The organism is Microbacterium sp. Y-01, assembly GCF_003856715.1.
Taxonomy (GTDB): domain Bacteria; phylum Actinomycetota; class Actinomycetes; order Actinomycetales; family Microbacteriaceae; genus Microbacterium; species Microbacterium algeriense.
Genome location: NZ_CP024170.1, coordinates 2,665,601 through 2,689,562, shown reverse-complemented (window position 1 = coordinate 2,689,562; position 23,962 = coordinate 2,665,601). Strand labels below are relative to the sequence as shown.

General features: G+C 69.3%; 20 protein-coding genes. 17 read left to right on the top strand and 3 right to left on the bottom strand.

Annotation, left to right across the window (positions count from 1 at the left end; genetic code table 11):
- The first annotated feature begins 2 nt into the window (after positions 1 to 2).
- Complete coding sequence (locus CSX12_RS12800; protein WP_124896034.1) at positions 3 to 482, top strand: Lrp/AsnC family transcriptional regulator; 480 nt, start codon at positions 3 to 5, stop codon at positions 480 to 482.
- 5 nt (positions 483 to 487) lie between these two features.
- Here the strand turns inward: CSX12_RS12800 and CSX12_RS12795 are convergent, their stop codons facing one another.
- Positions 488 to 2,041, bottom strand: a complete 1,554-nt coding sequence (locus CSX12_RS12795; protein WP_124896033.1) for a phospholipid carrier-dependent glycosyltransferase — start codon at positions 2,039 to 2,041, stop codon at positions 488 to 490.
- Between the two features lie 62 nt (positions 2,042 to 2,103).
- Between CSX12_RS12795 and rsmI the strand changes: the two genes are divergently transcribed.
- From rsmI to CSX12_RS12750, 9 genes are all read left to right on the top strand, one after another.
- The gene (rsmI, locus tag CSX12_RS12790; protein ID WP_124896032.1) at positions 2,104 to 2,931 is read left to right on the top strand and encodes a 16S rRNA (cytidine(1402)-2'-O)-methyltransferase; all 828 of its coding nucleotides are present in this window, start codon (positions 2,104 to 2,106) and stop codon (positions 2,929 to 2,931) included.
- Between the two features lie 2 nt (positions 2,932 to 2,933).
- Positions 2,934 to 4,031 carry a LacI family DNA-binding transcriptional regulator gene (locus tag CSX12_RS12785; protein WP_241160458.1) on the top strand — a complete coding sequence of 366 codons (1,098 nt, stop codon included), beginning with the start codon at positions 2,934 to 2,936 and terminating at the stop codon, positions 4,029 to 4,031.
- Positions 4,032 to 4,171: 140 nt separating this feature from the next.
- Entirely contained in the window at positions 4,172 to 5,836 is a 1,665-nt protein-coding gene (locus tag CSX12_RS12780) for an ABC transporter substrate-binding protein (protein ID WP_124896030.1), read from the top strand.
- Positions 5,833 to 6,813 carry an ABC transporter permease gene (locus CSX12_RS12775; RefSeq protein ID WP_017202594.1) on the top strand — a complete coding sequence of 327 codons (981 nt, stop codon included), beginning with the start codon at positions 5,833 to 5,835 and terminating at the stop codon, positions 6,811 to 6,813. The genes CSX12_RS12780 and CSX12_RS12775 overlap by 4 nt, the downstream gene beginning before the upstream one ends.
- A complete protein-coding gene (locus CSX12_RS12770; RefSeq protein ID WP_124896029.1) occupies positions 6,810 to 7,724 on the top strand; it encodes an ABC transporter permease in 915 nt (304 codons plus the stop codon). The genes CSX12_RS12775 and CSX12_RS12770 overlap by 4 nt, the downstream gene beginning before the upstream one ends.
- On the top strand, positions 7,721 to 9,430 hold the full coding sequence (locus CSX12_RS12765; protein ID WP_100248749.1) for an ABC transporter ATP-binding protein: 1,710 nt from the start codon (positions 7,721 to 7,723) through the stop codon (positions 9,428 to 9,430). The genes CSX12_RS12770 and CSX12_RS12765 overlap by 4 nt, the downstream gene beginning before the upstream one ends.
- A 20-nt stretch (positions 9,431 to 9,450) precedes the next feature.
- A complete protein-coding gene (locus CSX12_RS12760) occupies positions 9,451 to 10,620 on the top strand; it encodes a family 1 glycosylhydrolase (protein WP_124896028.1) in 1,170 nt (389 codons plus the stop codon).
- Between the two features lie 49 nt (positions 10,621 to 10,669).
- Positions 10,670 to 12,247: a methionine--tRNA ligase gene (gene metG, locus CSX12_RS12755; RefSeq protein WP_124896027.1), complete on the top strand. Its 1,578-nt coding sequence runs from the start codon at positions 10,670 to 10,672 to the stop codon at positions 12,245 to 12,247.
- 3 nt (positions 12,248 to 12,250) lie between these two features.
- On the top strand, positions 12,251 to 13,126 hold the full coding sequence (locus tag CSX12_RS12750) for a TatD family hydrolase (RefSeq protein ID WP_124896026.1): 876 nt from the start codon (positions 12,251 to 12,253) through the stop codon (positions 13,124 to 13,126).
- Here the strand turns inward: CSX12_RS12750 and CSX12_RS12745 are convergent.
- Positions 13,108 to 14,376: an MFS transporter gene (locus CSX12_RS12745; protein WP_241160457.1), complete on the bottom strand. Its 1,269-nt coding sequence runs from the start codon at positions 14,374 to 14,376 to the stop codon at positions 13,108 to 13,110. The two genes, CSX12_RS12750 and CSX12_RS12745, sit on opposite strands and share 19 nt — an antisense overlap.
- 63 nt (positions 14,377 to 14,439) lie before the next feature.
- On the opposite strand from CSX12_RS12745, the gene rsmA reads away from it, so the two are divergent.
- The 7 genes from rsmA to CSX12_RS12710 all read left to right on the top strand — a co-directional run bounded on the left by rsmA (position 14,440) and on the right by CSX12_RS12710 (position 22,688).
- Entirely contained in the window at positions 14,440 to 15,309 is an 870-nt protein-coding gene (rsmA, locus tag CSX12_RS12740) for a 16S rRNA (adenine(1518)-N(6)/adenine(1519)-N(6))-dimethyltransferase RsmA (protein ID WP_017202587.1), read from the top strand.
- Between the two features lie 9 nt (positions 15,310 to 15,318).
- A complete protein-coding gene (mgrA, locus tag CSX12_RS12735) occupies positions 15,319 to 16,386 on the top strand; it encodes an L-glyceraldehyde 3-phosphate reductase (protein WP_124896025.1) in 1,068 nt (355 codons plus the stop codon).
- 7 nt (positions 16,387 to 16,393) lie between these two features.
- Positions 16,394 to 17,326 carry a 4-(cytidine 5'-diphospho)-2-C-methyl-D-erythritol kinase gene (locus tag CSX12_RS12730; protein ID WP_017202585.1) on the top strand — a complete coding sequence of 311 codons (933 nt, stop codon included), beginning with the start codon at positions 16,394 to 16,396 and terminating at the stop codon, positions 17,324 to 17,326.
- A gap of 111 nt (positions 17,327 to 17,437) precedes the next feature.
- The gene (locus tag CSX12_RS12725) at positions 17,438 to 18,451 is read left to right on the top strand and encodes a LacI family DNA-binding transcriptional regulator (protein ID WP_241160456.1); all 1,014 of its coding nucleotides are present in this window, start codon (positions 17,438 to 17,440) and stop codon (positions 18,449 to 18,451) included.
- A 175-nt stretch (positions 18,452 to 18,626) separates the two neighbouring features.
- Positions 18,627 to 20,147 (top strand): multiple monosaccharide ABC transporter ATP-binding protein, encoded by a 1,521-nt coding sequence (gene mmsA / locus CSX12_RS12720; RefSeq protein ID WP_270366338.1) that lies wholly within the window; start codon positions 18,627 to 18,629, stop codon positions 20,145 to 20,147.
- Positions 20,144 to 21,514: a multiple monosaccharide ABC transporter permease gene (mmsB, locus tag CSX12_RS12715; RefSeq protein ID WP_017202582.1), complete on the top strand. Its 1,371-nt coding sequence runs from the start codon at positions 20,144 to 20,146 to the stop codon at positions 21,512 to 21,514. Before mmsA ends, mmsB begins: the two co-directional genes overlap by 4 nt.
- Positions 21,515 to 21,572: 58 nt before the next feature.
- On the top strand, positions 21,573 to 22,688 hold the full coding sequence (locus CSX12_RS12710) for a sugar-binding protein (RefSeq protein WP_124896023.1): 1,116 nt from the start codon (positions 21,573 to 21,575) through the stop codon (positions 22,686 to 22,688).
- Positions 22,689 to 22,763: 75 nt separating this feature from the next.
- On the opposite strand, the gene CSX12_RS12705 is transcribed toward CSX12_RS12710, so the two are convergent.
- Positions 22,764 to 23,927 (bottom strand): Cmx/CmrA family chloramphenicol efflux MFS transporter, encoded by a 1,164-nt coding sequence (locus CSX12_RS12705; RefSeq protein ID WP_124896022.1) that lies wholly within the window; start codon positions 23,925 to 23,927, stop codon positions 22,764 to 22,766.
- Positions 23,928 to 23,962 lie beyond the last annotated feature (35 nt).

Genomic DNA, 23,962 nt, shown 5'->3' with positions numbered 1-23,962 from the left:
CGATGCGCATCGATCGCCTCGACGCGCAGCTGATCCGGCTGCTCACGGAGTCGCCGCAGCTGCCGATCCTGGAGTGCGCACGGCGGCTGGGCATCGCGCGCGGCACCGCGACCAGCCGCCTCGCCCGCCTGCACGAAAGCGGTGTGATCGAGGCGATCGTGCCGCGCATCGACCCGGCCGGGTTCGGCTACGGCGTGGTCGCGTTCTGCCTCGTCGAGATCGACCAGAAGATCGGGCACGACGAGGTGGCGACGGCGCTCGCGGACGCCGTCCCCGAGATCGTCGACATGCACACGGTGACGGGCGCGAGCGACATGCAGCTGCGGCTCGTGGCGCGCGACGCCACGCGGCTGCAGGAGGTGCTCGACCGGGTCGCTCTGGTCCCGGGCGTCGCACGCACCGCCTCGTCCATCGCGATGCGCACGCACCTCTCCGGTCGCGTGCTCCCGCTCGTGGATCACGTGGCGGCGGACGGGTCCTAGCGGGGTCAGATCCAGCCGGGCAGCCAGTTGTGCAGCAGCCAGAACGGATACGGCACGCTCATCCCCGTCCACAGCGGCAGGAAGAACGCCGACACCAGCACCACGAACCCGAGAAAGATCAGGACGGTGCGCTCGCCCGACTGCCGTCGGTGCAGCGGGTCCTCGCGCGCGCCGGCGATGACCCGCAGCGTCATCGCGAGCGCCAGCACGAGGAACGGCATCATCACGACCGTGTAGAACTGGAAGATCGTCCGCTCGGGGAACATGAGCCACGGCAGGTATGTGACGGCGAGCCCGACCAGCGGGACGCTGAACTCGGGACCCACCGGCTGCCGGCGGATCCAGCCGCGCACCAGGCGGTACAGCAGGTAGACGGCGGCCGCGACGCCGCCGTACCAGATGAGCGGGTTCGGGATCGCGGAGATCACCGCGATGCAGTGGTCCGTGCCGCAGGCGCCCGGATCGTCGCCGACCCAGACCGCCGTCGGGCGCAGCAGGAACGGCCATTCCCAGGCGGGGCTGGCGTACGGATGCCCCCGGGTCAGACCGACGTGGAAGCCGAGCATCGACTGGTGGTAGTTCCACAGGGCGATCAGCGGGTTCGGGTCGCTCTGGCGGTCGTAGCCGCCCGAGGTCACGAGCCACCCCGTCCAACTCGCGAGGTACACCGCGAGGGCGGGGAAGACGAGCAGGACGAACGACACGGGGCCCTGCCGGAACGCCGCAGCCGTCGGCCAGAGCACCACGCCGGCGCGTCGGCGGGCGAGGGCGTCCGTGACGACGACGTAGAGTCCGAAGCCCGCCAGCACGTACAGCCCCGACCATTTCACCGCGGACGCGGCGCCGAGGGCGAGGCCGGCGGCGACCAGCCACGGCCGACGCCACAGCACGGGACCCCAGAACGGGTCCGGCGCGTCCGGGTCCCGTTTCTCGAGCTGCGGGATCGTGCGCCGTCGATCGAGCAGCAGGAACAGGACCCCGAGCAGGACGAAGAACGTCAGGATGCCGTCGAGAAGGGCGATCCGGCTCATCACGATGCTGACGCCGTCGATCGCGAGCAGGGTGCCGGCGACGGTGGCGACGACCACGGATCCGCTGAGGTGCCGGGCGATCAGGTACACCAGCAGGACGGAACCGGTGCCGAGGAGTGCCGTGGCCAGCCGCCATCCCGCGCTGTTGTCCGGACCGCCGATGGCCATGCCGAGGGCGATCAGCCATTTGCCGAGCGGGGGATGCACGATGAACGCCCCCTGCTCGGACAGCGGCAGATCCTGTCGCGCGAGGAACGCGTCGTCCGCCCCTTCGCCCCAGGTGCCCTCGTAGCCGAGCGTCCACAGCGACCATGCGTCCTTGACGTAGTAGGTCTCGTCGAACGCGAGCTGGGCCGGGTGCGCGAGATTCGCCAGGCGCAGCACCGCGGCGAGGGCCGTCACCACGAGAGGTGCCAGCCACCGGATCGCGCGCGCCCAGTCCGGGTTCCGCAGCAGGCGGTCGCGCAGTCGCCCGTACCGCGTCAGCCGCTCCTCGGGAGCGGGAAGAAGAGGCACGGGCGCGGTCACCGGTCCAGCCTAGACAACGAGCCTTCTCCGGCGGCTGCGCCCCGCGCGCATAAGCTGGGCGGGTGATCATCCTCGCCGCCACTCCGATCGGAAACCTCGGCGACGCGTCGCGACGCCTGGTGGAGGTGCTGGAGAACGCCGAGGTGCTCGTCGCCGAGGACACCCGCACCACGCAGCGCCTTCTGCAGGCCCTGCAGATCGCCAACCGTCCGCGTCTGATCGCCCTGCACGACCACAACGAGAAGCAGAAGGCCGCCGAGCTGGCCGCCCTGGCCGCCGAGACCGACATCGTCGTGATGAGCGACGCCGGCATGCCGACCGTGAGCGATCCCGGCTACGGGCTGGTCGCCGAGGCGGTGGCGCAGGGCGTCACGGTGACCGCCATCCCGGGCCCCAGTGCGGTGCTGATGGCCCTCGCGATCTCCGGCCTGCCCACCGACCGCTTCACATTCGAGGGCTTCCTGCCCCGCAAGCCGGGGGATCGTCGCGCGACGCTGCGCGCGCTCGCCGCCGAACCGCGCACGATGGTGTTCTTCGAGTCGCCGTCCCGTCTCGCGAGCGCTCTGGCGGACATCGGCGCGGCGTTTGGGGAGGACCGCCGGATCGCGGTGTGCCGTGAGCTGACCAAGCTCTACGAGGAGGTGCGCCGAGGGACAGCGGCCGAGCTCGTCGCCTGGGCCGAGAACGGCGTCAAGGGCGAGATCGTCGTGGTCGTCGAAGGAGCAGCGCGTCGCGAGACCTCGGCGGAGGACGCCCTGGCCCAGGTGCAGCGGCTCGTCGCCGACGGCACGCGCCTGAAGGACGCCGCCGGAGAGGTCGCCGCCCTCACGGGCCTGTCCTCCCGCGACCTCTACCAGGCCGCTCTCGCCGCCCGCTCCGGAGGAGCGTGACCGTGAGCAGGGCCGCGACCGTGTACGACGTCGCCGACCGGGCGGGGGTCTCGATCGCGACCGTCTCCCGCGTGCTGCGCTCGCCGGAGGCGGTGCGTCCGGTCACACGGGAGCGCGTGCTCGACGCCGTCGCCGCTCTCGGGTACGTGCCCAGCGGCAGCGCGCGGGGTCTGGCCGAGCGCCGCACGGGGGTGCTGGGGCTGTACTTCCCCGGGTTCGATGCGGCCGACGATGCTCCCGCGCTCGACGTGCTCTCCGCCGGGGGACGGGCGGCGCCGCCGTTCACGGTGGTCGCGGACGGCACGGATGCGGATGCGCACACCTCGATGCTCTTCCTCGACGAGGTGCTCCGGGGCGCCGAGCTGGAGGCGTGGAAGCAGGGCTTCGTGCTGATGGTGGGCGTCGGCCGGGATGATCCGGATCGCTCGACCGTGCGCGACATGGCCGGCCGGGTGGACGGACTGATGGTGCTCGCACGGAGCGTCCCGGACGACGTGCTGGCGAACCTCGCGCGCCGCATCCCGGTGGTGGTCCTGTCCGGACCCCCACGCGGCGACCACTACGACCACGTCACGGTCAGCAACGCCGAGGCGATGGGGGAGCTGACGCGGCACGTGCTGTCGCAGGTCGGAGACGGCGATGTGGTCTTCCTCGCCGGCCCCGCGGATTCCCCGGACGGCGAGCAGCGGCGGGAGGGCGTGACGGCGGCGGTCGCCGCGGCCGGACGCGCTCCCGTCGACGTCATCCGCGGTGACTTCACGCGCGCCTCGGGGCGACGCGCGGCCGAGGAGCTGCTGCGGACGGGGGTGCCCTCCGCGCTGATCGCGGCGAACGACCAGATGGCGCTGGGCGCGCTGGACGTGTTCCGCGCGGCCGGTGTCCTGGTGCCGCAGGATGTGCTCGTCACCGGGTTCGACGGCATCGAGGCGACGGCGCTCTCCGTGCCGCCCCTGACCACGATCCGCCAGCCCATGATCGAGCTGGGACGCGCGGCGGTGCAGGTGCTCGCCCGCCGGCTGGAGCAGCGCGACGCCCCTCCGCTGACCGCGAGACTGCCGCTGCGGATCCTCCTGCGGGAGAGCTCGCGCCGGGCGGACTGAGCTCCCGCCGTCCTCGTCGGCGCTCTGTCAAGGGGTTGCGATCCCAAAATGTATGCGCTTACAATCGCTGAGGCGGCTTCGGCCGTGCGGGCGCTCCGACGGGGAACGCCCTTCATGACAGAGACGACATGAGGATTCCAGTGGCAGAGACGCACACGTTCCGACGGTGGCGCAGAGCGGCCGTCGCGGGTCTGGCGGCAGCGGCGATCGCGCTCACCGGCTGCAGCATCCAGATCACCTCGCAACCCGATCCCTCCATCGGCGACGACACGATGCTGATCAACGCCGACAAGGGCAACCCGTTCTTCACGAGGAACTTCAACCCGTACCTCACCAACACCCGCACGGCCTCGCGGTGGATCTACGAACCGCTGATCCTCATCAACCCGCTCGACGGCGAGCAGAAGCCCTGGCTGGCCTCCGAGTGGGAGCAGCCGGATGCGCGCACGATCGAGATGACGATCCGCGACGGCGTGCAGTGGAGCGACGGCGAAGACCTGACGCCGGAGGATGTGGCCTTCACCTTCCAGCTGCTCAAGGACAACCCCTCTCTCGACATCAAGGGCGCATGGCAGCACCTCGACAGCGTCGAGACCGTGGGCGACGACGTGATCCTCCACCTCAAGACCGAGGACGCCCCCTCGCTGTCGATCCTCGGGCAGACCATGATCGTGCCGGAGCACCTCTGGGCCGACGTGAAGGACCCCGGCACGTACCGCAACGAGAAGCCGGTCGGCACCGGGCCCTTCGTGCTCGGCAACTACAACGACCAGCAGTACTCGATGGACAAGAACCCCGACTACTGGCAGGCCGACTCGATCGAGATCGAGCACATCATCCTCCCGGCCACCAACTCGCAGCTGGACACCGTCACGCGCGGCTACGACTGGGCCTACTCGTTCATCTCCGACGTCGAGGGCACCTGGGGAGCGGCCAGTCCGCACAACACCTGGTGGTTCCCGCCGGGAGGCGTGATCGCGCTGATGCCGAACCTCGAGGTCGCTCCCTTCGACGACGTGAACGTGCGCCGCGGCATCGCCCTCGCGCTCGACCGCGACGAGATCGCGGAGACCGCGTCCGAGGGGTACATGAAGCCGGCCGGCCAGACCGGACTCATCCTGCCCAACCAGGAACAGTACCTCGACCCCAGCATCCCCGATCAGGGCCTGATCACGCAGGACGAGGATGCGGCGCTCGCCGCCTTCGCCGAAGCCGGGTACACGCTCGACGGCGACCGACTCGTCGACGCGAACGGCGAGCAGCTCGAGTTCGCCCTCACCACCGCCAACGGCTACTCCGACTGGACCAGGGCGGCGCAGACCGTCCGCAGCCAGCTCGCCGAGGTCGGCGTGAAGGTCACGCTCAAGCTGCCCCAGCCGGCCGGATACCAGAGCGCGATCAGCAACGGCGACTTCGAGATGGCGATCGGCGGCATGGGCAACGGCGACGTCTACCAGGCGTACAACAACCTGCTCTCCAGCGAGTTCTACGTGCCGTCGGGGGAGGCGACAGCCAACAACTTCGAGCGCTACCGCTCGGACGAGGCCGATGCGCTGCTGGCGGAGTACCGCGAGACCGTCGACACCGACCGCCAGGGCGAGATCGTGAAGGAGCTGCAGCGCCTCGTCTACGACGAGATGCCCGTGATCGGCCTGTACTACGGCGGCATCTGGGGCCTGTTCAGCGACGCCAAGTTCACCGGCTGGCCCAGTGAGGAAGACCCGTACATGATCCCGCAGAACTACGACTCCGCGCCGCTGGGCATCTTCACGCGGCTCGAGCGCGTGAAGGAGGACGACAAGTGAAGTACGTGCTCCAGAAGCTCGGCCTGTTCGTGCTCACCCTGTGGGCGGCGGTCACCCTGAACTTCTTCCTCCCGCGGATGATGCCGGGTTCCCCGGCGGATGCCGCGATCGCGAAGCTGTCCCAGAACGGGCCGGTGTCGGACGCCACGCGTGCCGCCATCGAAGCCCAGCTCGGTGTGCCGACCGGCTCGCTGTGGGATCAGTACATCGCCTATCTCGGACAGGTGGTCCGGCTCGACTTCGGCGTCTCGTACACCTTCTATCCGCAGTCGGTGTCGAGCATGGTGTCGACCGCGCTCCCGTACACGATCGGGCTCGTCGGCATCGTCACGATCCTCGCGTTCGTGATCGGCACCCTGATCGGCGTCGCGGCCGCCTGGCGCCGCGGCACGTGGCTCGACACGCTGCCGACGCTGACCGGGTCGTTCCTCAGCACGTTCCCCTACTTCTGGACGGCGCTGCTGCTGCTGTTCTTCTTCGGCTACGTGCTGCACTGGTTCCCGACCACCGGCGCCTACTCCGCCACGACGACCCCCGGGTTCACCTGGGACTTCCTCGGCGATCTGCTGAGCCACGCGTTCCTGCCGGCGCTGACGATCCTGCTCACCTCCCTCGGCGGCTGGATCATCGGCATGCGCAACGCCATGATCAACACGCTCGGCGAGGACTACATCACCTTCGGCGAGGCGAACGGTCTGCACGGCCGCACGATCGCCCTCCGCTACGCCGCGCGCAACGCGATCCTGCCGAACCTCACCGGATTCGGACTCACCCTCGGCGGCGTGGTCGGCGGATCGATCCTCGTGGAGCAGGTGTTCGGCTATCCGGGCATCGGCTATCTGCTCTTCAACGCCGTGATCGGGCAGGACTACCCGCTCATGCAGGCGCTCTTCCTGATGATCACCGTCAGCGTGCTCATCGCCAACTTCCTCGTGGACATCCTGTATGGGGTGCTGGACCCAAGGACACGCCGATGACCTCCACCATGAACGTCAAGATCCCCGCCGACCGCATCGCGGCGCCCAGTCCCTGGCGCGCCTTCGGGCGGATGGTCGGCACCCTGTGGTCGAACGGCAAGGCCAGACTCGGCCTCTGCATCCTCGGCTTCTTCGTGCTGGTGGCCGTGTTCGCGCCGCTGCTGGCGCCGTACGACCCCAAGGAGAACACCTTCGAGCGCAACGCCGACGCCTCCTGGGCACACTGGCTCGGGACGACGGCCGCAGGGGAGGACGTGCTCAGCCAGCTCATCTTCGGCGCGCAGGTCAGCCTCCTGGTCGGCTTCGCCGCCGGCATCCTCTCCACGATCGTGGCTGTCCTGATCGGCCTCAGCTGGGGGTACATGCGCGGCTTCGCTGGCGAGGTCATCGGGTTCATCGTGAACCTCTTCCTCGTGATCCCCGGCCTGCCGCTCATGATCGTGATCGCCGCCTACCTGCAGAACGGCGGAATCCTGATGATCATCGCGGTGATCGTCGTGACGGGCTGGGCGTGGGGCGCGCGCGTGCTCCGCAGCCAGACGCAGTCGCTGCGCGGCAACGACTTCGTCACCTCGGCGCAGTTCTCCGGCGACAGTCGAGCACGGATCGTGTTCCGCGAGATCCTGCCGAACATGACGTCGATCATCGCCGGCACGCTGTTCGGCGCGGCGACCGCCGCGATCCTCGCCGAGGCGGGGCTCGAGTTCCTGGGCCTCGGCGACTCCAGCATCGTCAGCTGGGGCACGATGCTCTACTGGGCGCAGAACTCCAACTCCCTGCTCACCGGGCAGTGGCTGCTGCTGTTCGCACCCGGTCTCTGCATCGCCCTGCTGGCGCTGAGTCTGACACTGATCAACTTCGGCGTGGACGGCATCTCCAATCCGCGCCTGCGCGAGGGGAAGGGCCGATGAGCGCCATGGAGCACAACGACATCCTGCTCGACGTCCAGGGCCTGTCCATCGAGTACGCCTCGCCAGGGCAGCAGCCGGTCCAGGCCGTGCACGACGTGTCCTTCACACTGCGCCGTGGCGAGTTCGTCGGGCTGGTCGGCGAGTCCGGTTCCGGCAAGTCCACGCTCGGCTTCGCGCTGACCCGGCTGCAGAAGCCGCCGGCGCGCATCAGCGGGGGTCGCATCCTGTTCGACGGCCGCGACATCCGCGAGCTCGACGCCGAGGAGCTGCGCCGTCAGCGTCAGGGCGGGTTCGCCATGGTGCTGCAGTCCGGCATGAACGCCCTCAACCCCGTCCGCACGGTCGGCAACCACTTCCGCGACATCTTCGCCGCACACGGTCACGTCCCGAAGGAGGACCGCGAAGCCAGGGCGCGCGAGCTCGTCGGCAAGGTGGGCCTGAAGCCCGAGGTGCTGGACCGCTTCCCGGGGGAGCTCTCCGGCGGGATGCGTCAGCGCGCCTCGATCGCGCTCGCCCTGTCGCTCGAACCGCAGCTCATGGTGTTCGACGAGCCGACCACCGCGCTCGACGTGCTCGTGCAGCACGCGGTCATGGACACGATCCAGGAGCTGCAGCGCTCCGAGCACTTCACCGCGATCCTCATCAGCCATGATCTCGGCATCGTCCTCGAGGCGACCGACCGGGTGATGGTCATGCACGAGGGACGCATCGTCGAGGATGCCCCGAGCCGGGACATCCTGCATCGTCCGCAGGACGAGTACACGCGGATGCTGTTGAGCCACTACGCCGATCCGCGGGCCGAGAAGATCGAGATCCCGGGGTTCATCGACCTCGGCACCCGGCGCCGGGAGGGACGCAGCAGGACGGATGTGACCGAGACGCTGCCGACGGTGTCGCAGCGGGACGCCCGCCGTGCCGACGCCGCGATCGTGGTGGAGGGCGTCTCGAAGCGCTATCCGGCGCCGCGCCGCGGGCAGGAACCGGTCGTGGCGGTCGACGACGTGTCGTTCCGCCTGGAGCCGGGGGAGGCGCTCGCCCTCGTGGGCGCATCGGGCTCGGGCAAGTCGACCATCGCCAAGATGCTCACCGGCGTCGAGAAGCCCACCTCGGGCACCATCCGCTTCGGGGACACCGACGTGGCGACGCTCAAGCGCCGCGGCCTGCGCGACCTGCGCAAGGACGTCCAGATGGTGTTCCAGGATCCGTACGCGGCCCTGAACCCGCTGCACACCGTGGAGTACGCCCTCACCCGTCCCGTGGTGAACTACACGCGGCTGCGCGGGGCGGAGGCGCGGGCGCGCGTGCTCGAACTGCTGGAGACGGTGGGCCTCACCCCGGTCGAGCAGTTCGCGGCCAAGCTGCCGCACCAGCTCTCCGGCGGGCAGCGGCAGCGCGTCGTGATCGCCCGTGCGCTCGCGAGCGACCCGCAGGTGCTCATCGCGGACGAGCCGGTGTCGATGCTCGACGTCTCGCTCCGCGCCGGCGTGCTCGCGCTGCTGGAGGACCTGCGCGAGCGCTGGGGCATCAGCATGCTCTACATCACGCACGACCTGCTGAGCGCGCGCCTCGTCACGGAGAACATCCTCGTGCTCAACCGCGGCCGCGTCGTCGAGCGCGGCGAGACCTCGCAGGTCCTGCAGCACCCCGAGGACCCGTACACGGTCGAGCTGCTCGACGCCGTCCCCAACCCATCACGTATCCGATAGACAACGAGAGGAGCGCATCCGTGCTCGCATTCCCCGACGGTTTCCTCTGGGGCGCCGCGACCGCCGCCCACCAGGTGGAGGGCAACAACACCACCAGCAACTGGTGGGCGATGGAACACGCGCCGGACTCGACCATGGTCGAGCCCTCCGGAGACGCCGCCGATCACCTCCACCGCTACCCGGAGGACATGCGGCTGCTCGCCGAGGCCGGGCTGAACTCCTACCGGTTCTCGGTCGAGTGGGCGCGGATCGAGCCGGAGCGCGGGTTCGTCTCGCGGGCGATGCTCGACCACTACCGCCGGATGATCGACACTGCCAGGGAGAACGGGCTCGACCCGACGGTCACGCTCATGCACTTCACGGTGCCGCAGTGGTTCCAGAAGGACGGCTTCTGGCGTGCCGACGACGCGGTGGACCTGTTCTCCCGCTACGTGGAGACCGTGCTGCCGATCCTCGACGGCGTGCGCTACGTGTGCACGATCAACGAGCCGAACATCGCGGCGATGCTGGCCGGGGGAGAGGACGCGGCGAACCTCGTCGCCTTCGGCCTGCCCAACCCGGATCTGGGAGTGGCAGACACGCTGCTGAAGGCGCACCGCAGGGCGTCGGAGATCCTGCACACGGTGCCGGGCGTGCAGGCCGGCTGGACCATCGCGACCCAGGCCTTCCACTCCACGGGCGAGCCGGGCGCCGACGAGATGCTCGCGCAGTACGGTGACCCGCGCGACCACTGGTACCTGGAGCAGTCCGCCGGCGACGACTTCGTGGGCGTGCAGGCCTACACCCGCACGTTCATCGGTCCGGAGGGGCCGCTGCCGGTGTCGCCCGACGTGGAGACGACTCTCACGGGCTGGGAGTTCTTCCCCGAGGCCCTCGAGCTGGGCGTGCGCAGCGCGTGGGAGCGCAGCGGCGGCGTCCCCGTGCTCGTCACGGAGAACGGCATCGCGACGGCCGACGACACCCGCCGCATCGCCTACACGCAGGGCGCACTGGAGGGCCTGCACCGCGCCATCAGCGACGGCATCGAGGTGCGCGCGTACCAGCACTGGAGCGCGCTGGACAACTACGAGTGGGCGAGCGGGTTCCGGCCGACCTTCGGTCTCATCGGCTTCGACCACGAGACCTTCGAGCGGTTCCCGAAGCCGTCTCTCGCCTGGCTCGGCGAGGTCGCCCGCCGCAATGGGCTCTGAGGAACACGACGGCGTAACCACGGGCATGGGGGCACCTAGAATTGTCCCCATGCCCGCTGGCGACTCCTTCTACATCACCACGCCCATCTACTACCCCTCCGATGTGCCGCACATCGGCCACGGGTACACGACGGTGGCGGTCGACACGCTCGCCCGCTGGCACCGCCAGGGCGGGGACGACACGTGGATGCTCACGGGCACCGACGAGCACGGGCAGAAGATGCTGCGCGCCGCGGCGGCGAACGGCGTGACGCCGCAGGAGTGGGTCGACAAGCTCGTCAGCGAGAGCTGGTTCCCGCTGCTGAAGACGCTCGACGTCGCGAACGACGACTTCATCCGCACGACACAGGAGCGCCACGAGACGAACGTGCAGACGTTCTTCCAGCGGCTCTACGACCGCGGCTACATCTACGCCGGCGAGTACGAGGCGCTCTACTGCGTGGGCTGCGAGGAGTTCAAGCCCGAGTCCGAGATCGTCGACGGCACGGGACCCTTCGAGGGGCTGAAGGTCTGCGCGATCCACTCGAAGCCGCTGGAACTGCTGCAGGAGAAGAACTACTTCTTCAAGCTCAGCGAGTTCCAGGAGCCGCTGCTCGAGCTGTACAGGACCCAGCCCGACTTCGTGCGCCCCGACTCGGCGCGCAACGAGGTCGTGTCGTTCGTGAGCCAGGGCCTCAAGGACCTGTCGATCTCGCGGTCGACGTTCGACTGGGGCATCCCGCTGCCCTGGGACGAGTCGCACGTCATCTACGTGTGGGTCGACGCCCTGCTCAACTACGCCACGGCTGTCGGCTACGGGTCCGACGAGGAGACCTTCGCGCGGCGCTGGCCCGCCTACCACGTGGTCGGCAAGGACATCCTGCGCTTCCACGCCGTGATCTGGCCCGCCCTGCTGATGGCGGCGGGGCTCGACGTGCCGAAGGGCGTCTTCGCGCACGGCTGGCTGCTCGTCGGCGGCGAGAAGATGTCGAAGTCGAAGCTCACCGGCATCGCTCCGACCGAGATCACCGACGTCTTCGGCTCGGATGCCTACCGCTTCTACTTCCTGTCGGCGATCGCGTTCGGCCAGGACGGCTCGTTCTCCTGGGAGGACCTGTCCGCCCGCTATCAGGCGGAGCTCGCGAACGGCTTCGGCAACCTCGCCTCGCGCACGACCGCGATGATCGAGAAGTACTTCGAGGGCATCGTCCCTCCCGCGGCGGACTACACCGAGAAGGACCTCGGGATCCAGAAGATCGTGGCGGACGCGGCGAAGAACGCGGATGCCGCGATCGAGCAGTTCCGCATCGACGAAGCCATCTCGGCGATCTGGACCATCGTGGACGCGCTCAACGGGTACATCACGGAGAACGAGCCGTGGGCCCTGGCCCGCGACGAGGACCAGCGCGAGCGTCTGGGCACGGTGCTGTACACCTGTGCCGAGGGTCTGCGCGCGCTCGCCGTGCTGCTGTCGCCGGTCATGCCGGAGTCGACCGAGAAGCTGTGGATCGCGCTCGGCGCCGCGGAGACGCTCGGCCGTCTGCAGGACCAGCCCATCCGCGAGGCCGGTTCCTGGGGCGTGCTGAAGCCCGGGACCAGCGTCAACGGCCTCGCGCCGCTGTTCCCCCGGGTGGAGTCCGCGGCCTGAGCGATGTCGGGTACGTATGTGCAGCGCCGCGACGGTGACGGCCGCAAGGACCTGAGGTATCCCGCCGCCCCCGAGCCGCTGACCGTCCCGGTGTACGACAACCACGCGCATCTGGAGATCATCGACGGCGAAGAGCCGCTGAGCCTCACCGAGCAGCTCGACCGCGCGGAGGCCGTCGGGATCGCCGGCGTGGTACAGGCGTCCGGCGACATCGAGTCGTCCCGCTGGGCGGTCGAGGCCGCCGCATCCGATCCGCGCGTGCTCGCCGCCGTCGCCATCCACCCGAACGACGCTCCGACCTACGCGGAGGAGGGCCGGCTCGACGAGGCCATCGCGGTCATCGACGAGCTCGCCGCGCACCCGCGCACGCGGGCGATCGGCGAGACGGGACTCGACTTCTTCCGCACCGAGCCGGAGCGCCGGGCACCGCAGTTCGCCTCGTTTGAGGCTCACATCGCGCTCGCCAAGAAGCACGGCATCGCGATGCAGATCCACGACCGCGATGCGCACGAGGCGGTGCTGGAGACGCTCGCCCGCGTCGGCGCCCCGGAGCGCACGGTGTTCCACTGCTTCTCGGGCGACGACGCGATGGCCCGCATCTGCGCCGATGCCGGTTACCACCTCTCCTTCGCGGGGAACGTGACGTTCAAGAACGCGCAGAACCTGCGCGATGCGCTCAAGGTCACCCCGCTGGACCGCATCCTCGTCGAGACGGACGCGCCGTTCCTCACCCCTGTCCCGCTGCGGGGCCGCCCGAACGCGCCGTACCTCGTCCCGATCGCGGTGCGCTTCATGGCGGCCGAGCTCGGCATCGAGGTCGACGAGCTGTCCGCCCAGCTCGCCGCGAACACCCTCCGGGTCTACGGCTCGTTCCGCTGAACCTCCGCGTCGGGCTCCGCCACGGGCCTCGCGCTGACGATCTGCGAGATCGGCTTCCACACCAGCAGCAGCGTGATCGCGGCGCCGCCGAACGCGAACCACCACGGCGCGGTGAGGCCCCACAGCTGCGCGATCACGCCGCCGAGCGCCTGCCCGATCACCATTCCGCCGAACACGCCCACCATGTTGACGGAGGCGACGCGACCCTGCAGCTCCGCGGGGACGAGACGCTGTCGGACGGTCGTGGAGATCGTGCCCCACACGAACGCGTAGGCGCCGAAGAAGAACATGATGATCAGCGCGACCCAGCCCGCCGTGGTGAGGGCGAAGGCGAGGTGCATGAGCACCTCCAGCGAGAGCACGATGCGCATGAGCGTCGCGAAGGAGACGTGCCGCTCCAACCAGCCGAAGCTGAGCGTCGCGAGGATGCCGCCCGCCGCCGAGGCCGTCGTGAGCGCTCCGTAGCCGACGGCTCCCATGTGCAGGTGCTCGGTGGCGTACAGCACGAGCACGCCCCAGGGGGCCGCCCACGTGACGTTGAACACGAGGATGATGATCACGAGCATCCGCACCGGCGGGTTGCGCCACAGCCACCGCAGCCCCTCGGCGATGTCCGTGTGCACCGGCGGGTGCGTCGCGGTGTCGCGCGGCGGGACCGGCGTGCGCGCCATGCGGGAGATCAGCACGACCGCGAGCGTCACGCACAGCACCTCGACGAGGAACGGCCACGCGCTCCCGGCGGCGAAGAGGAACGCACCCAGCGGCGGACCTGCGAACTGGTTCGCCACGAGATAGCCGGCCTGCAGACGCGCGTTCCCGATGCCGAGATCGGCCGGCTTCACGAGCATGGGCAGCAGCGTGCTCCCCGCGGTGTCGACGAACACCTCCGCGGTTCCGTACAGGAAAGCGACGGCCAGCACGATCCAGATGTTGGCCGTGCCGGTCACGAGGAAGACGCAGAGCGCGGCGAGCACGACGGCGCGCGCGGCGTTCGCGACCATGACGAGGCGGCGCCGGTCGAAGCGATCCGCGATCGCCCCCGCGTGCAGGCCGAACAGCAGCCAGGGCAGGAACTGGAGGATGGCGCCGGAGGCGACGAGGATCGGCGACGACGTCATCGACGCGATGAGCAGGGGAGCGGCGGCGAGCGCCACACCGTCGCCGACGTTGCTCGTCCACGATGACGCGAGCAGCCAGCGGAAGTCGCGGCCCATGCGGCGGGGCGCGACGAGTTCACCGAGGGAGGGCACCAGAGAAGACTACTGAGAACGGCCGACGCGGGGGACCGGTCCGGAGTAGGCGAGAATGGACGGATGACCGTCACCCTGCTCGGCGCCACCGAGATCCGCCGCCTCGCCGCCGAGCTCGACGTCACCCCGACGAAGAAGCTCGGCCAGAACTTCGTCACCGACGCGAACACCGTCCGCAAGATCGTGCAGGCCGCGCGCGTGCAGCCCGGTGAGCGCGTCGTCGAGGTCGGTCCGGGACTCGGCTCGCTCACCTTGGCGATCCTGGAGACCGGTGCCGCGGTCACGGCGGTCGAGATCGACCACCGGCTGGCCGCACGTCTGCCGCAGACCGCCGCGGAGCACGGGGTCGAGGCCGACCGCCTGACGGTCGTCGACGCGGACGCGCTGCGCATCACGGAGCTGCCGGGGGAACCGACGGTCCTCGTCGCCAACCTGCCGTACAACGTCTCGGTGCCGGTGCTGCTGCACTTCCTCGAGAACTTCGCCTACCTGAAGCGCGGCGTGGTCATGGTCCAGGCCGAGGTCGCGGAGCGGCTCGCCGCGAAGCCGGGGTCGAAGATCTACGGCTCGCCGAGCGTGAAGGCCGCCTGGTACGGGGAGTGGAAGCTCTCCGGCACGGTGTCCCGCCAGGTGTTCTGGCCGGTCCCCAACGTCGACAGCCTGCTCGTCGGCTTCGACCGCTCCGAGGGCGAGCGGGGGTCGGAGCAGGAGAGGCGTCGCACGTTCCAGATCGTCGATGCCGCCTTCAACCAGCGCCGCAAGATGCTTCGTCAGGCGCTGTCCGGGATCTTCGGCAGCTCCGCCGCGGCGACCGAGGTGCTGACCGCCGCAGGGGTGGCACCCACTGCGCGCGGGGAGGACCTCACGGTCGACGACTACCAGCGGATCGCCCGGCACGCAACGGCGATCGAGGGTTCCGGCGTCAGCGGCTAATCTGGCACCGTGACCGACTCCCCGCGCTTCCGCCCCGATGTCCCCGAGCTGCACCGTCCGTACGCCGCCGACGAAGGCCGCTACAGCGAGTTCGCCTACCGCCAGGTCGGCACCTCCGGCCTGTACCTGCCCCCGATCTCGCTCGGGCTGTGGTGGAACTTCGGCGACAACATCCCGCTCGACAACCAGCGCGCACTGCTGCGCCACGCGTTCGATCGCGGCATCACGCACTTCGACCTCGCGAACAACTACGGCCCGCCCTACGGCTCGGCCGAGAAGAACTTCGGACGCATCTTCGCGGAGGACCTGCGGCCCTATCGTGACGAGCTGATCATCTCGTCGAAGGCCGGCTGGGACATGTGGCCCGGCCCGTACGGCGACTTCGCGAGCCGCAAGTACATCCTCGCCAGCGCCGAGCAGTCGCTGACGCGCATGGGCCTCGACTACGTCGACATCTTCTACTCCCACCGCGTCGATCCGGTGACCCCGATCGCGGAGACCGTCGGCGCTCTCGACACGCTTGTGCGTCAGGGCAAGGCCCTCTACGTCGGCATCTCCTCGTACAGCGCGGAGCGCACCGCGGAGGCCGTGGCCGTCGCGAAGGACCTCGGCACGCCGCTCGTGATCCACCAGCCGGCGTACTCGATCCTGAATCGCTGGATCGAGGACGGTCTGACCGACACCCTCGAGCAGTCGGGCCTCGGCGCCATCGCCTTCACCCCGCTCGCCCAGGGCCTCCTCACGGACAAGTATCTCGGCGACGGCACGGCGGAGCGGGCGCAGAAGCGCGGCTCCCTCCCGGACGGCAAGCTCACCGACGAGGCCGTGCAGACCCTGCGCGGGCTCAACGAGGTCGCGCAGGGGCGCGGTCAGTCTCTGGCGCAGCTCGCCCTGCAGTGGACGCTGCGCAGCCCGGTCGTCGCCTCGGCGCTGATCGGCGCGTCGCGTCCGGAACAGCTCGACGAGAACATCGCGGCCGTGAACGGACCCGCCTTCACGGCGGAGGAGCTCGCCAGGATCGACGAGCTGTCCGGCGGCATCGACGTGAACCTGTGGGCGAAGTCCTCGGAGCTGTGACCCGCTCATGAGCCTCGCCGCCTCGACCGGATCCGTGCATGTGCGCGCACCAGGGAAGATCAACGTCTACCTGGGCGTGGGCGGTCGGCACGAGGACGGCTATCACTCGCTGGCGACCGTCTTCCAGGCGGTGTCGCTGTACGAGGACGTGATCGCGCGCCCCGCCGACGACTTCTCGGTGACCGTCTCCGGGGTGGAGGACAACGGCGAGGTCCCGCTCGACGACCGCAACCTCGCGATGCGCGCCGCCAAGCTGCTGGCGACCGCCGTGGAGCATCGGGGCGGTGTGGCGCTCGAGATCCGCAAGAGCGTCCCGGTCGCCGGCGGCATGGGCGGGGGATCGGCGGATGCCGCGGCCGCGCTGGTCGCGTGCGATGCGCTGTGGGGCACGGGTCTGTCGCCCGCCCGGCTGCACGATCTCGCCGCCCGGCTCGGAGCGGACGTGCCGTTCGCCCTGCACGGCGGTACGGCGGTCGGCACGGGGCGCGGGGATCAGCTCAACCCGGCGCTCGCGCGCGGTCGCTTCGACTGGATCCTGGTGCCCAACGAGCGGGGACTGTCCACGCCCGTGGTGTACGAGCGCCTCGATCTGCTCCGCGAGGAGCAGGGGGCGCTCGCCGACGACCCGCCGCTGTCGCTCGACGTGCCGATCCCGGTGCTGCAGGCGCTGCGGTCGGGGGACCCGATGCAGCTCGCCGACGCGTTGGAGAACGATCTGCAGGTCGCGGCCCTCCATGAGCGGCCCGACCTCGCCGAGACGATCCGGCAGGGAGTCGCGGCGGGAGCGCTGCAGGGCATCGTGTCGGGCTCCGGCCCCACGGTCGCGCTGCTCTGCGCGGACCCGGAGACGGCGCAGGACGTCCAGTCCGCACTGCGCGAGACCGGCCTGGACCCGCTGCATGTGCACGGCCCCGTGCCCGGCGCCCGCATCATCGCCTGAGGCCCTTTCCCGTCATCCGGAGTGCAGCGCGCACTCCCGGAGGTGCATGCGCGCGCGGCGGCCGACATAATGAAGTGAGGATGTGACCGTGCACACGCGAGGAGGATGACGATGTCCACCGCCTCCGAACGCGCCCGTCTGCCGAGCATCCGCGACGTCGCCCGCCTGGCCGGGGTGTCGCACCAGACCGTCTCGCGTGTGCTGAACGACCACCCGAGCATCCGGCCGGAGACCAAGGCGAAGGTGCTCGACGCGATCGCGGTGCTCGACTACCGCCCCAACCTCGCGGCCCGCGCGCTGGTCACCAGCAAGTCGAACATGCTGGGCATCCTGTCCGCCACGATCGGCGAGTTCGGTCCCACGTCGTCCATCGCCGGCATCGAGGACGCCGCCCGCGAGGAGGGCTATTCCGTCTCGACGCTGAACCTGGCCGCCACGACCCCCGAGGCGATCGGCAACGCCGTGCGGCAGCTCTCCCGTGAGCAGGTGGACGGCATCGTCGTGCTCGCGCCGCAGGTCCGGGTCTTCCATGTCCTGCGCGGCATGTCGGTGGACATGCCCTTCGTGACGCTGCAGACCGCGTCCGGATCCGACGGCGTCAGCCTCTCCGCCGACCAGGTCGCCGGAGCCAAGGCGGCAACGGAGCACCTCATCTCCCTCGGCCACAGCGACATCCTGCACCTGGCGGGACCGCAGGACTGGATCGAGGCGGAGTCGCGCATGCGCGGCTACCTCGACGGTCTGCGCGAGGCCGACCTGCCGACCTTCCCGCCCATCCGTGGGGACTGGACGGCCGACTTCGGCTACTTCGCCGGCAAGGAGCTCGCCCTCCGCCGCGACTTCACCGCCGTGTTCGCCGCGAACGATCTGATGGCCATCGGACTCATGCACGGCTTCCGGGACTCCGGGCTGCGGGTGCCGCATGACGTGAGCGTGATCGGCTTCGACGACATCCCCGTCGCCGCGCATGTGGCGCCGACCCTCAGCACGGTCCATCAGGACTTCCCCGAGCTGGGGCGTCGCGCCGTGCGCATCCTGCTCGCGCAGATCCGCGGGGAGCGGGTGCCGGAGTTCGGTCCGCTGCAGACGATCCTGCGTGCGCGCGAGTCGGCCGCCGCGCGCTAGCGGCGCCGTCTCATCACGGTCGCGACACGAAAAGATCCCGCGGACTTGACAGAGTCCGTCGGGAAGACGACGATATATCGATGTGAACGGTCACATCGAAGGTGACCGCACGTCGCGAGGAAGATCCGTGAGCACCACAGCAACGTTGCCTACCGTGTCTGGCCCGATCCTGGAGATGCGTCGCATCACCAAGGAGTTCCCGGGTGTCAAGGCGCTCGCCGACGTCTCCATCACCGTCCGCGCCGGCGAGATCCATGCGATCTGCGGCGAGAACGGTGCGGGGAAATCGACGCTGATGAAGGTCCTGTCCGGGGTGTACCCCTACGGGACGTATGACGGAGAGATCCTGCTGTACGGCGAGGAGCAGCGCTTCAAGGACATCGTCGCCAGCGAGCAGGCGGGGATCGCGATCATCCACCAGGAGCTCGCGCTGATCCCGGAGCTCTCGATCACCGAGAACATCTTCCTCGGCAACGAGATCCAGCACCTGGGGCGCATCGACTGGCAGGCGCAGAAGGAGCGGACGATCGAGCTGCTCGCCCGTGTGGGCCTCAGCGAGGACCCGGACGTGCAGATCAAGACCCTCGGCGTCGGAAAGCAGCAGCTGATCGAGATCGCGAAGGCGCTCAACAAAGACGTCCGGCTCCTCATCCTCGATGAGCCGACCGCGGCCCTCAACGAGAACGACTCGCAGCACCTGCTCGACCTGATCCTCGGACTCAAGGCCAAGGGCATCGCGTCGATCATGATCAGCCACAAGCTCAACGAGATCGAGCAGATCGCCGACGAGATCACGATCATCCGCGACGGCCGCACGGTCGAGACGCTCGACATCTCGCGCGGTGAGATCAACGAGGACCGCATCATCCGCGGCATGGTCGGTCGCTCGCTCGAGAGCCGCTACCCGGATCGCACGCCCGAGATCGGCGAGGTGTTCTTCGAGGTCAAGGACTGGTGGGTGCAGCATCCGACCGTGCCCGAGCGCATGGTCGTCAAGGGATCGAGCATCAACGTCCGCCGCGGCGAGGTCGTCGGCATCGCCGGTCTCATGGGGGCCGGGCGCACCGAGTTCGCGATGAGCATCTTCGGTCGGTCGTACGGCACGTTCCTCTCCGGCACCATGATCAAGGACGGCCAGGAGGTCGCCCTGCACGATGTCTCCGCGGCGATCAAGCACGGTCTCGCCTACGTGAGCGAGGACCGCAAGGTGCTGGGGCTCAACCTGCTCGACACGATCAAGCGCTCGATCGTGGCGGCGAAGCTGTCGAAGATCGCCAAGCGCGGCGTGGTCGACTCCCGCGAGGAGTTCGCGGTCGCCGAGGCCTACCGCAAGACGCTGCGCATCAAGACCCCGTCGGTCGAGGAGGGCGTCGGCAAGCTGTCCGGCGGCAACCAGCAGAAGGTCGTGCTGGCGAAGTGGATGTTCACCGACCCCGACCTGCTGATCCTCGACGAGCCGACCCGCGGCATCGACGTGGGCGCCAAGTACGAGATCTACGCGATCATCAACGAGCTCGCCGCGCAGGGCAAGGGCGTCATCGTCATCTCCAGCGAACTGCCCGAGCTGCTCGGCATCTCCGACCGCATCTACACCGTCTTCGAAGGTCGGGTCACCGACTGCATCCCGGCCGACCAGGCGACACCCGAGGACCTCATGCGCAGCATGACCTCCGCGACCCAGAAAGCATCCGCATGACCACCGACACCACGACCGCGAAGCGCGGCTTCCACTTCAAGGACATCACGAAGATGTTCGGGGGAGGGCAGTCGACCCTCCGTCAGTTCGGCATCCTCGGCAGCCTCGTCGTGATCCTGGTCGTGTTCCAGGTGCTGACCTGGATCGTCAAGGGCACCGGCCTGACGCTCTCCTCGGGCAACCTGATCAACGTCGTCAACCAGTACTCCTACATCCTGATCCTCGCGATCGGCATGGTGATGGTCATCATCATGGGACACATCGACCTCTCGGTCGGCTCGGTCGCCGCGTTCACCGGCATCGTGGTCGCGAAGGCCATGGCCGACTGGAACCTCCCCTGGCCGCTCGGAGTGCTGCTCGGCCTGGGCGTCGGCGTGCTCGTGGGCGCCTGGCAGGGGTTCTGGGTCGCCTACGTCGGGGTGCCCGCGTTCATCGTGACCCTCGCGGGCATGCTGTTCTTCCGCGGGGCGAACCAGTGGGTCGGCGACTCGCAGTCCGTCCCCGTGCCCGAGGGCTTCAAGGTGATCGGCGCCGGTTACCTGCCGGAGATCGCCCTGCCGCTGCCGTTCAACATCCCGACCATGCTGCTGGCGCTCGCCGGTGCCGCGTGGATCGTGTTCTGGGAGATCCGCACCCGCCGCATCCAGCGCCGCATGGGCGCCGACATGGCGCCGCTGTGGGTGAGCGTGACGAAGGTCGTGCTGATCTCGGCCGTCATCCTCGTCGCCGGATGGCTCTTCGCCACGGGACGCGAGGGGACGAGCTTCCCGATCTCGGGCGTCATCCTCCTCGCCCTCGTCATCCTGTACTCGTTCATCACGAACAACACCGTCTTCGGCCGCCACATCTACGCGGTCGGCGGCAACCGCCAGGCGGCGCGCCTGTCGGGTGTGAAGGACCGCTGGGTCGACTTCTTCGTGATGATGAACATGTCCGTGCTCGCCTCGCTCGCCGGCATGATCTACGTCGCCCGAGCCACGGCATCCGGACCGCAGGACGGCAACGGCTGGGAGCTCGACGCGATCGCCTCCGTATTCATCGGTGGCGCCGCCGTCTCCGGCGGCATCGGCACGGTGATCGGATCGATCATCGGTGGTCTCGTGATGGCGTTCCTGAACAACGGTCTCGCGCTGCTCGGCGCCGGAGCCGACGTGGTGTCGATGATCAAGGGTCTCGTGCTGCTGTTCGCTGTCGGTGTCGACGTCTGGAACAAGCAGCAGGGCCGCCCCTCGATCATCGGATTCCTCACCCGCCGCCTCGGTCGCAAGCAGGATCCGGCGACCGACACGTTCGACCCGACCAAGGCGAACTATCCCACCAGTCAGAAGTACGAAGCCCCCGCCGTCGAAGAGACGCGCGGAAAGTAGGGGTCGAGTCGCGCACCGCACACGCGTCGAGACTTCACACACCAGAGAAAGAGATCACATGAAGAAGATCCTTCTGTCGGCGACAGCGCTTGTCGTCGCGGGCGCCTTCGCCCTCACCGGCTGCTCCTCGGAGCGCGGCGGTGACACCGGCTCGGGATCGGGGGACGAGGCCAAGGGCTTCGCCGCCGACGCGACGATCGGTGTCGCCCTCCCGGACAAGACCTCGGAGAACTGGGTCCTGGCCGGTCAGCTGTTCACCGACGGTCTCGAGGAGGCCGGCTTCAAGGCGGACGTGCAGTACGCCCCGGCCAGCAACACCGTCGCCGAGCAGCAGAACCAGATCCAGGCCATGGTCACCGGTGGCGCCAAGGTCATCATCATCGGTGCCAAGGACGGCAAGCAGCTGACCACACAGGTCGAGGCCGCCCGTGACGCCGGCGTCGCGGTCATCGCGTACGACCGCCTGATCGAGAACACCGACGCCGTGGACTACTACGTCGCCTTCGACAACTTCGAGGTCGGCAAGCTCCAGGGCCAGGCGCTGCTCGACGGTCTCGCCGAGCGCGCAGGCCACGAGGCGCCGTACAACGTCGAGCTGTTCTCGGGCTCGCCCGACGACGCCAACTCGGCCGTGTTCTTCAACGGGGCGATGGAGGTGCTGCAGCCGAAGATCGACGACGGCACGCTGAAGGTCGTCTCCGGCCAGACCGAGATCTCCCAGACGGCGACCGAGGGCTGGAAGCCGGAGAACGCCCAGCGTCGCATGGACTCGATCCTCACGTCCAGCTACGGCTCGGAGACGCTCGACGGCGTCCTGTCCCCGAACGACACGCTCGCTCGCGCCATCATCACGTCGGCGCAGCAGGCCGGAAAGCCCGTGCCGGTCGTCACCGGTCAGGACTCCGAGGTCGAGTCCGTGAAGTCGATCATGGAGGGCGTCCAGTACTCCACGATCAACAAGGACACCGCGCTGCTCGTGGAGCAGGCCATCAAGATGGTCGGCCAGCTCCAGAAGGGCGAGGAGGTCGACGTCAACGACGAGGACCAGTACGACAACGGCAAGAAGGTCGTCCCGGCCTACCTGCTGCCCCCGGTCATCGTGACCAAGGAGAACGCGGCCGAGGCCTACGCCAACGTCCCGAGCCTTCTCGAGATCGTGAAGTCGTACCAGTAACAGTCGCAGCATCGCGCGGCACAGCGCCGCTCTGACGGACGAGCCGTCCGGACCCTCGGGTCCGGACGGCTCGTCTCATGCTGTCGGCGCGAGCGTGCGTCGGAACACCAGCAGCAGGAGCGCGCTCGCCGTGAGCGCGGCGGCGACGCTGAACGGCGCGAGGGGCCCCGCCCCGTCGGCGAGCGCGAGAGCTCCGAGCACCGGACCGAGGGCGGCGCCGGTGTTCAGTGCCGCCGTCGCGTAGGAGCCGCCCATCGTCGGGGCACCGGAGGCGGCGTACAGCACGCGTGCGATGACGGTGCTGCCGACGCCGAAGGACAGGACGCCCTGCACGAAGACCGACGCCAGCAGCGCGACGGGGTGCGCCGCGACGGTGCTCGCTACGATCCAGCTCGCGAGCAGCAGCGGGCCGCCGACCGCGAGCACCGCCCCCGGCCGACGGTCGGAGAGGCGGCCGGCGACCGTGACGCCGAGGAAGGATCCGGCGCCGAACAGGACCAGCGCCCCTGAGATCCACGCCTCGCCGAGCCCGGCGACCCCGGTCACGACCGGGGCGAGGAAGGTGAAGGCGGCGAACGTTCCTCCGTTGATGAGCGCCCCGACCACCATCGTGAGGAGGAGGCGCGGCGTCGCCAGGATCCGCAACTCCGCCCCGAGCGGCGGGGACGCGGTGCCCGTGTGGCCGGCGTCGCTGCGGTCGTGCGAGATGCCCCGCGCGAGGCCGAGAAGCGCGAGGACGCCCAGAGCGGCGATCGCCCAGAACGTCGCCCGCCAGCCCATCGCCGTGCCGAGCAGCGCTCCGGCCGGAACCCCGGCGACGGTCGCGACGGTCGTTCCGGAGAGCAGGATCGACAGGGCGCGTCCCTTCCGGTCGGACGGCACCAGCGCCGTGGCTGTGGTCAGGGCGACCGCGAGGAAGCCGGCGTTCGCCACGGCGCTGACCACCCGTGTGAGGAGGAGCACATCGAAGGACGGCGTGATCGCGCCGATCACGTGCGCCACCGCGAACACGAGCAGGCAGAGGATCAGGGCCAGCCGCGGCGGCCAACGGCGTGCGAACGCCGCCATGGCGGGTGCGCCGACGATCATGCCGACGGCGAAGGCAGAGGTGAGCAGCCCGGCGGCGCCGAGCGTGACGTCGAGCTCGGTCGAGATGGCGGGGAGGAGTCCCGCGAGCATGAATTCCGAGGTGCCCATGACGAAGACCGCGAGGGCGAGCAGATAGAGGGTGTGAGGCATCGAGTACTCCGAGGTGAAGGATCAAGAAGGGGTCT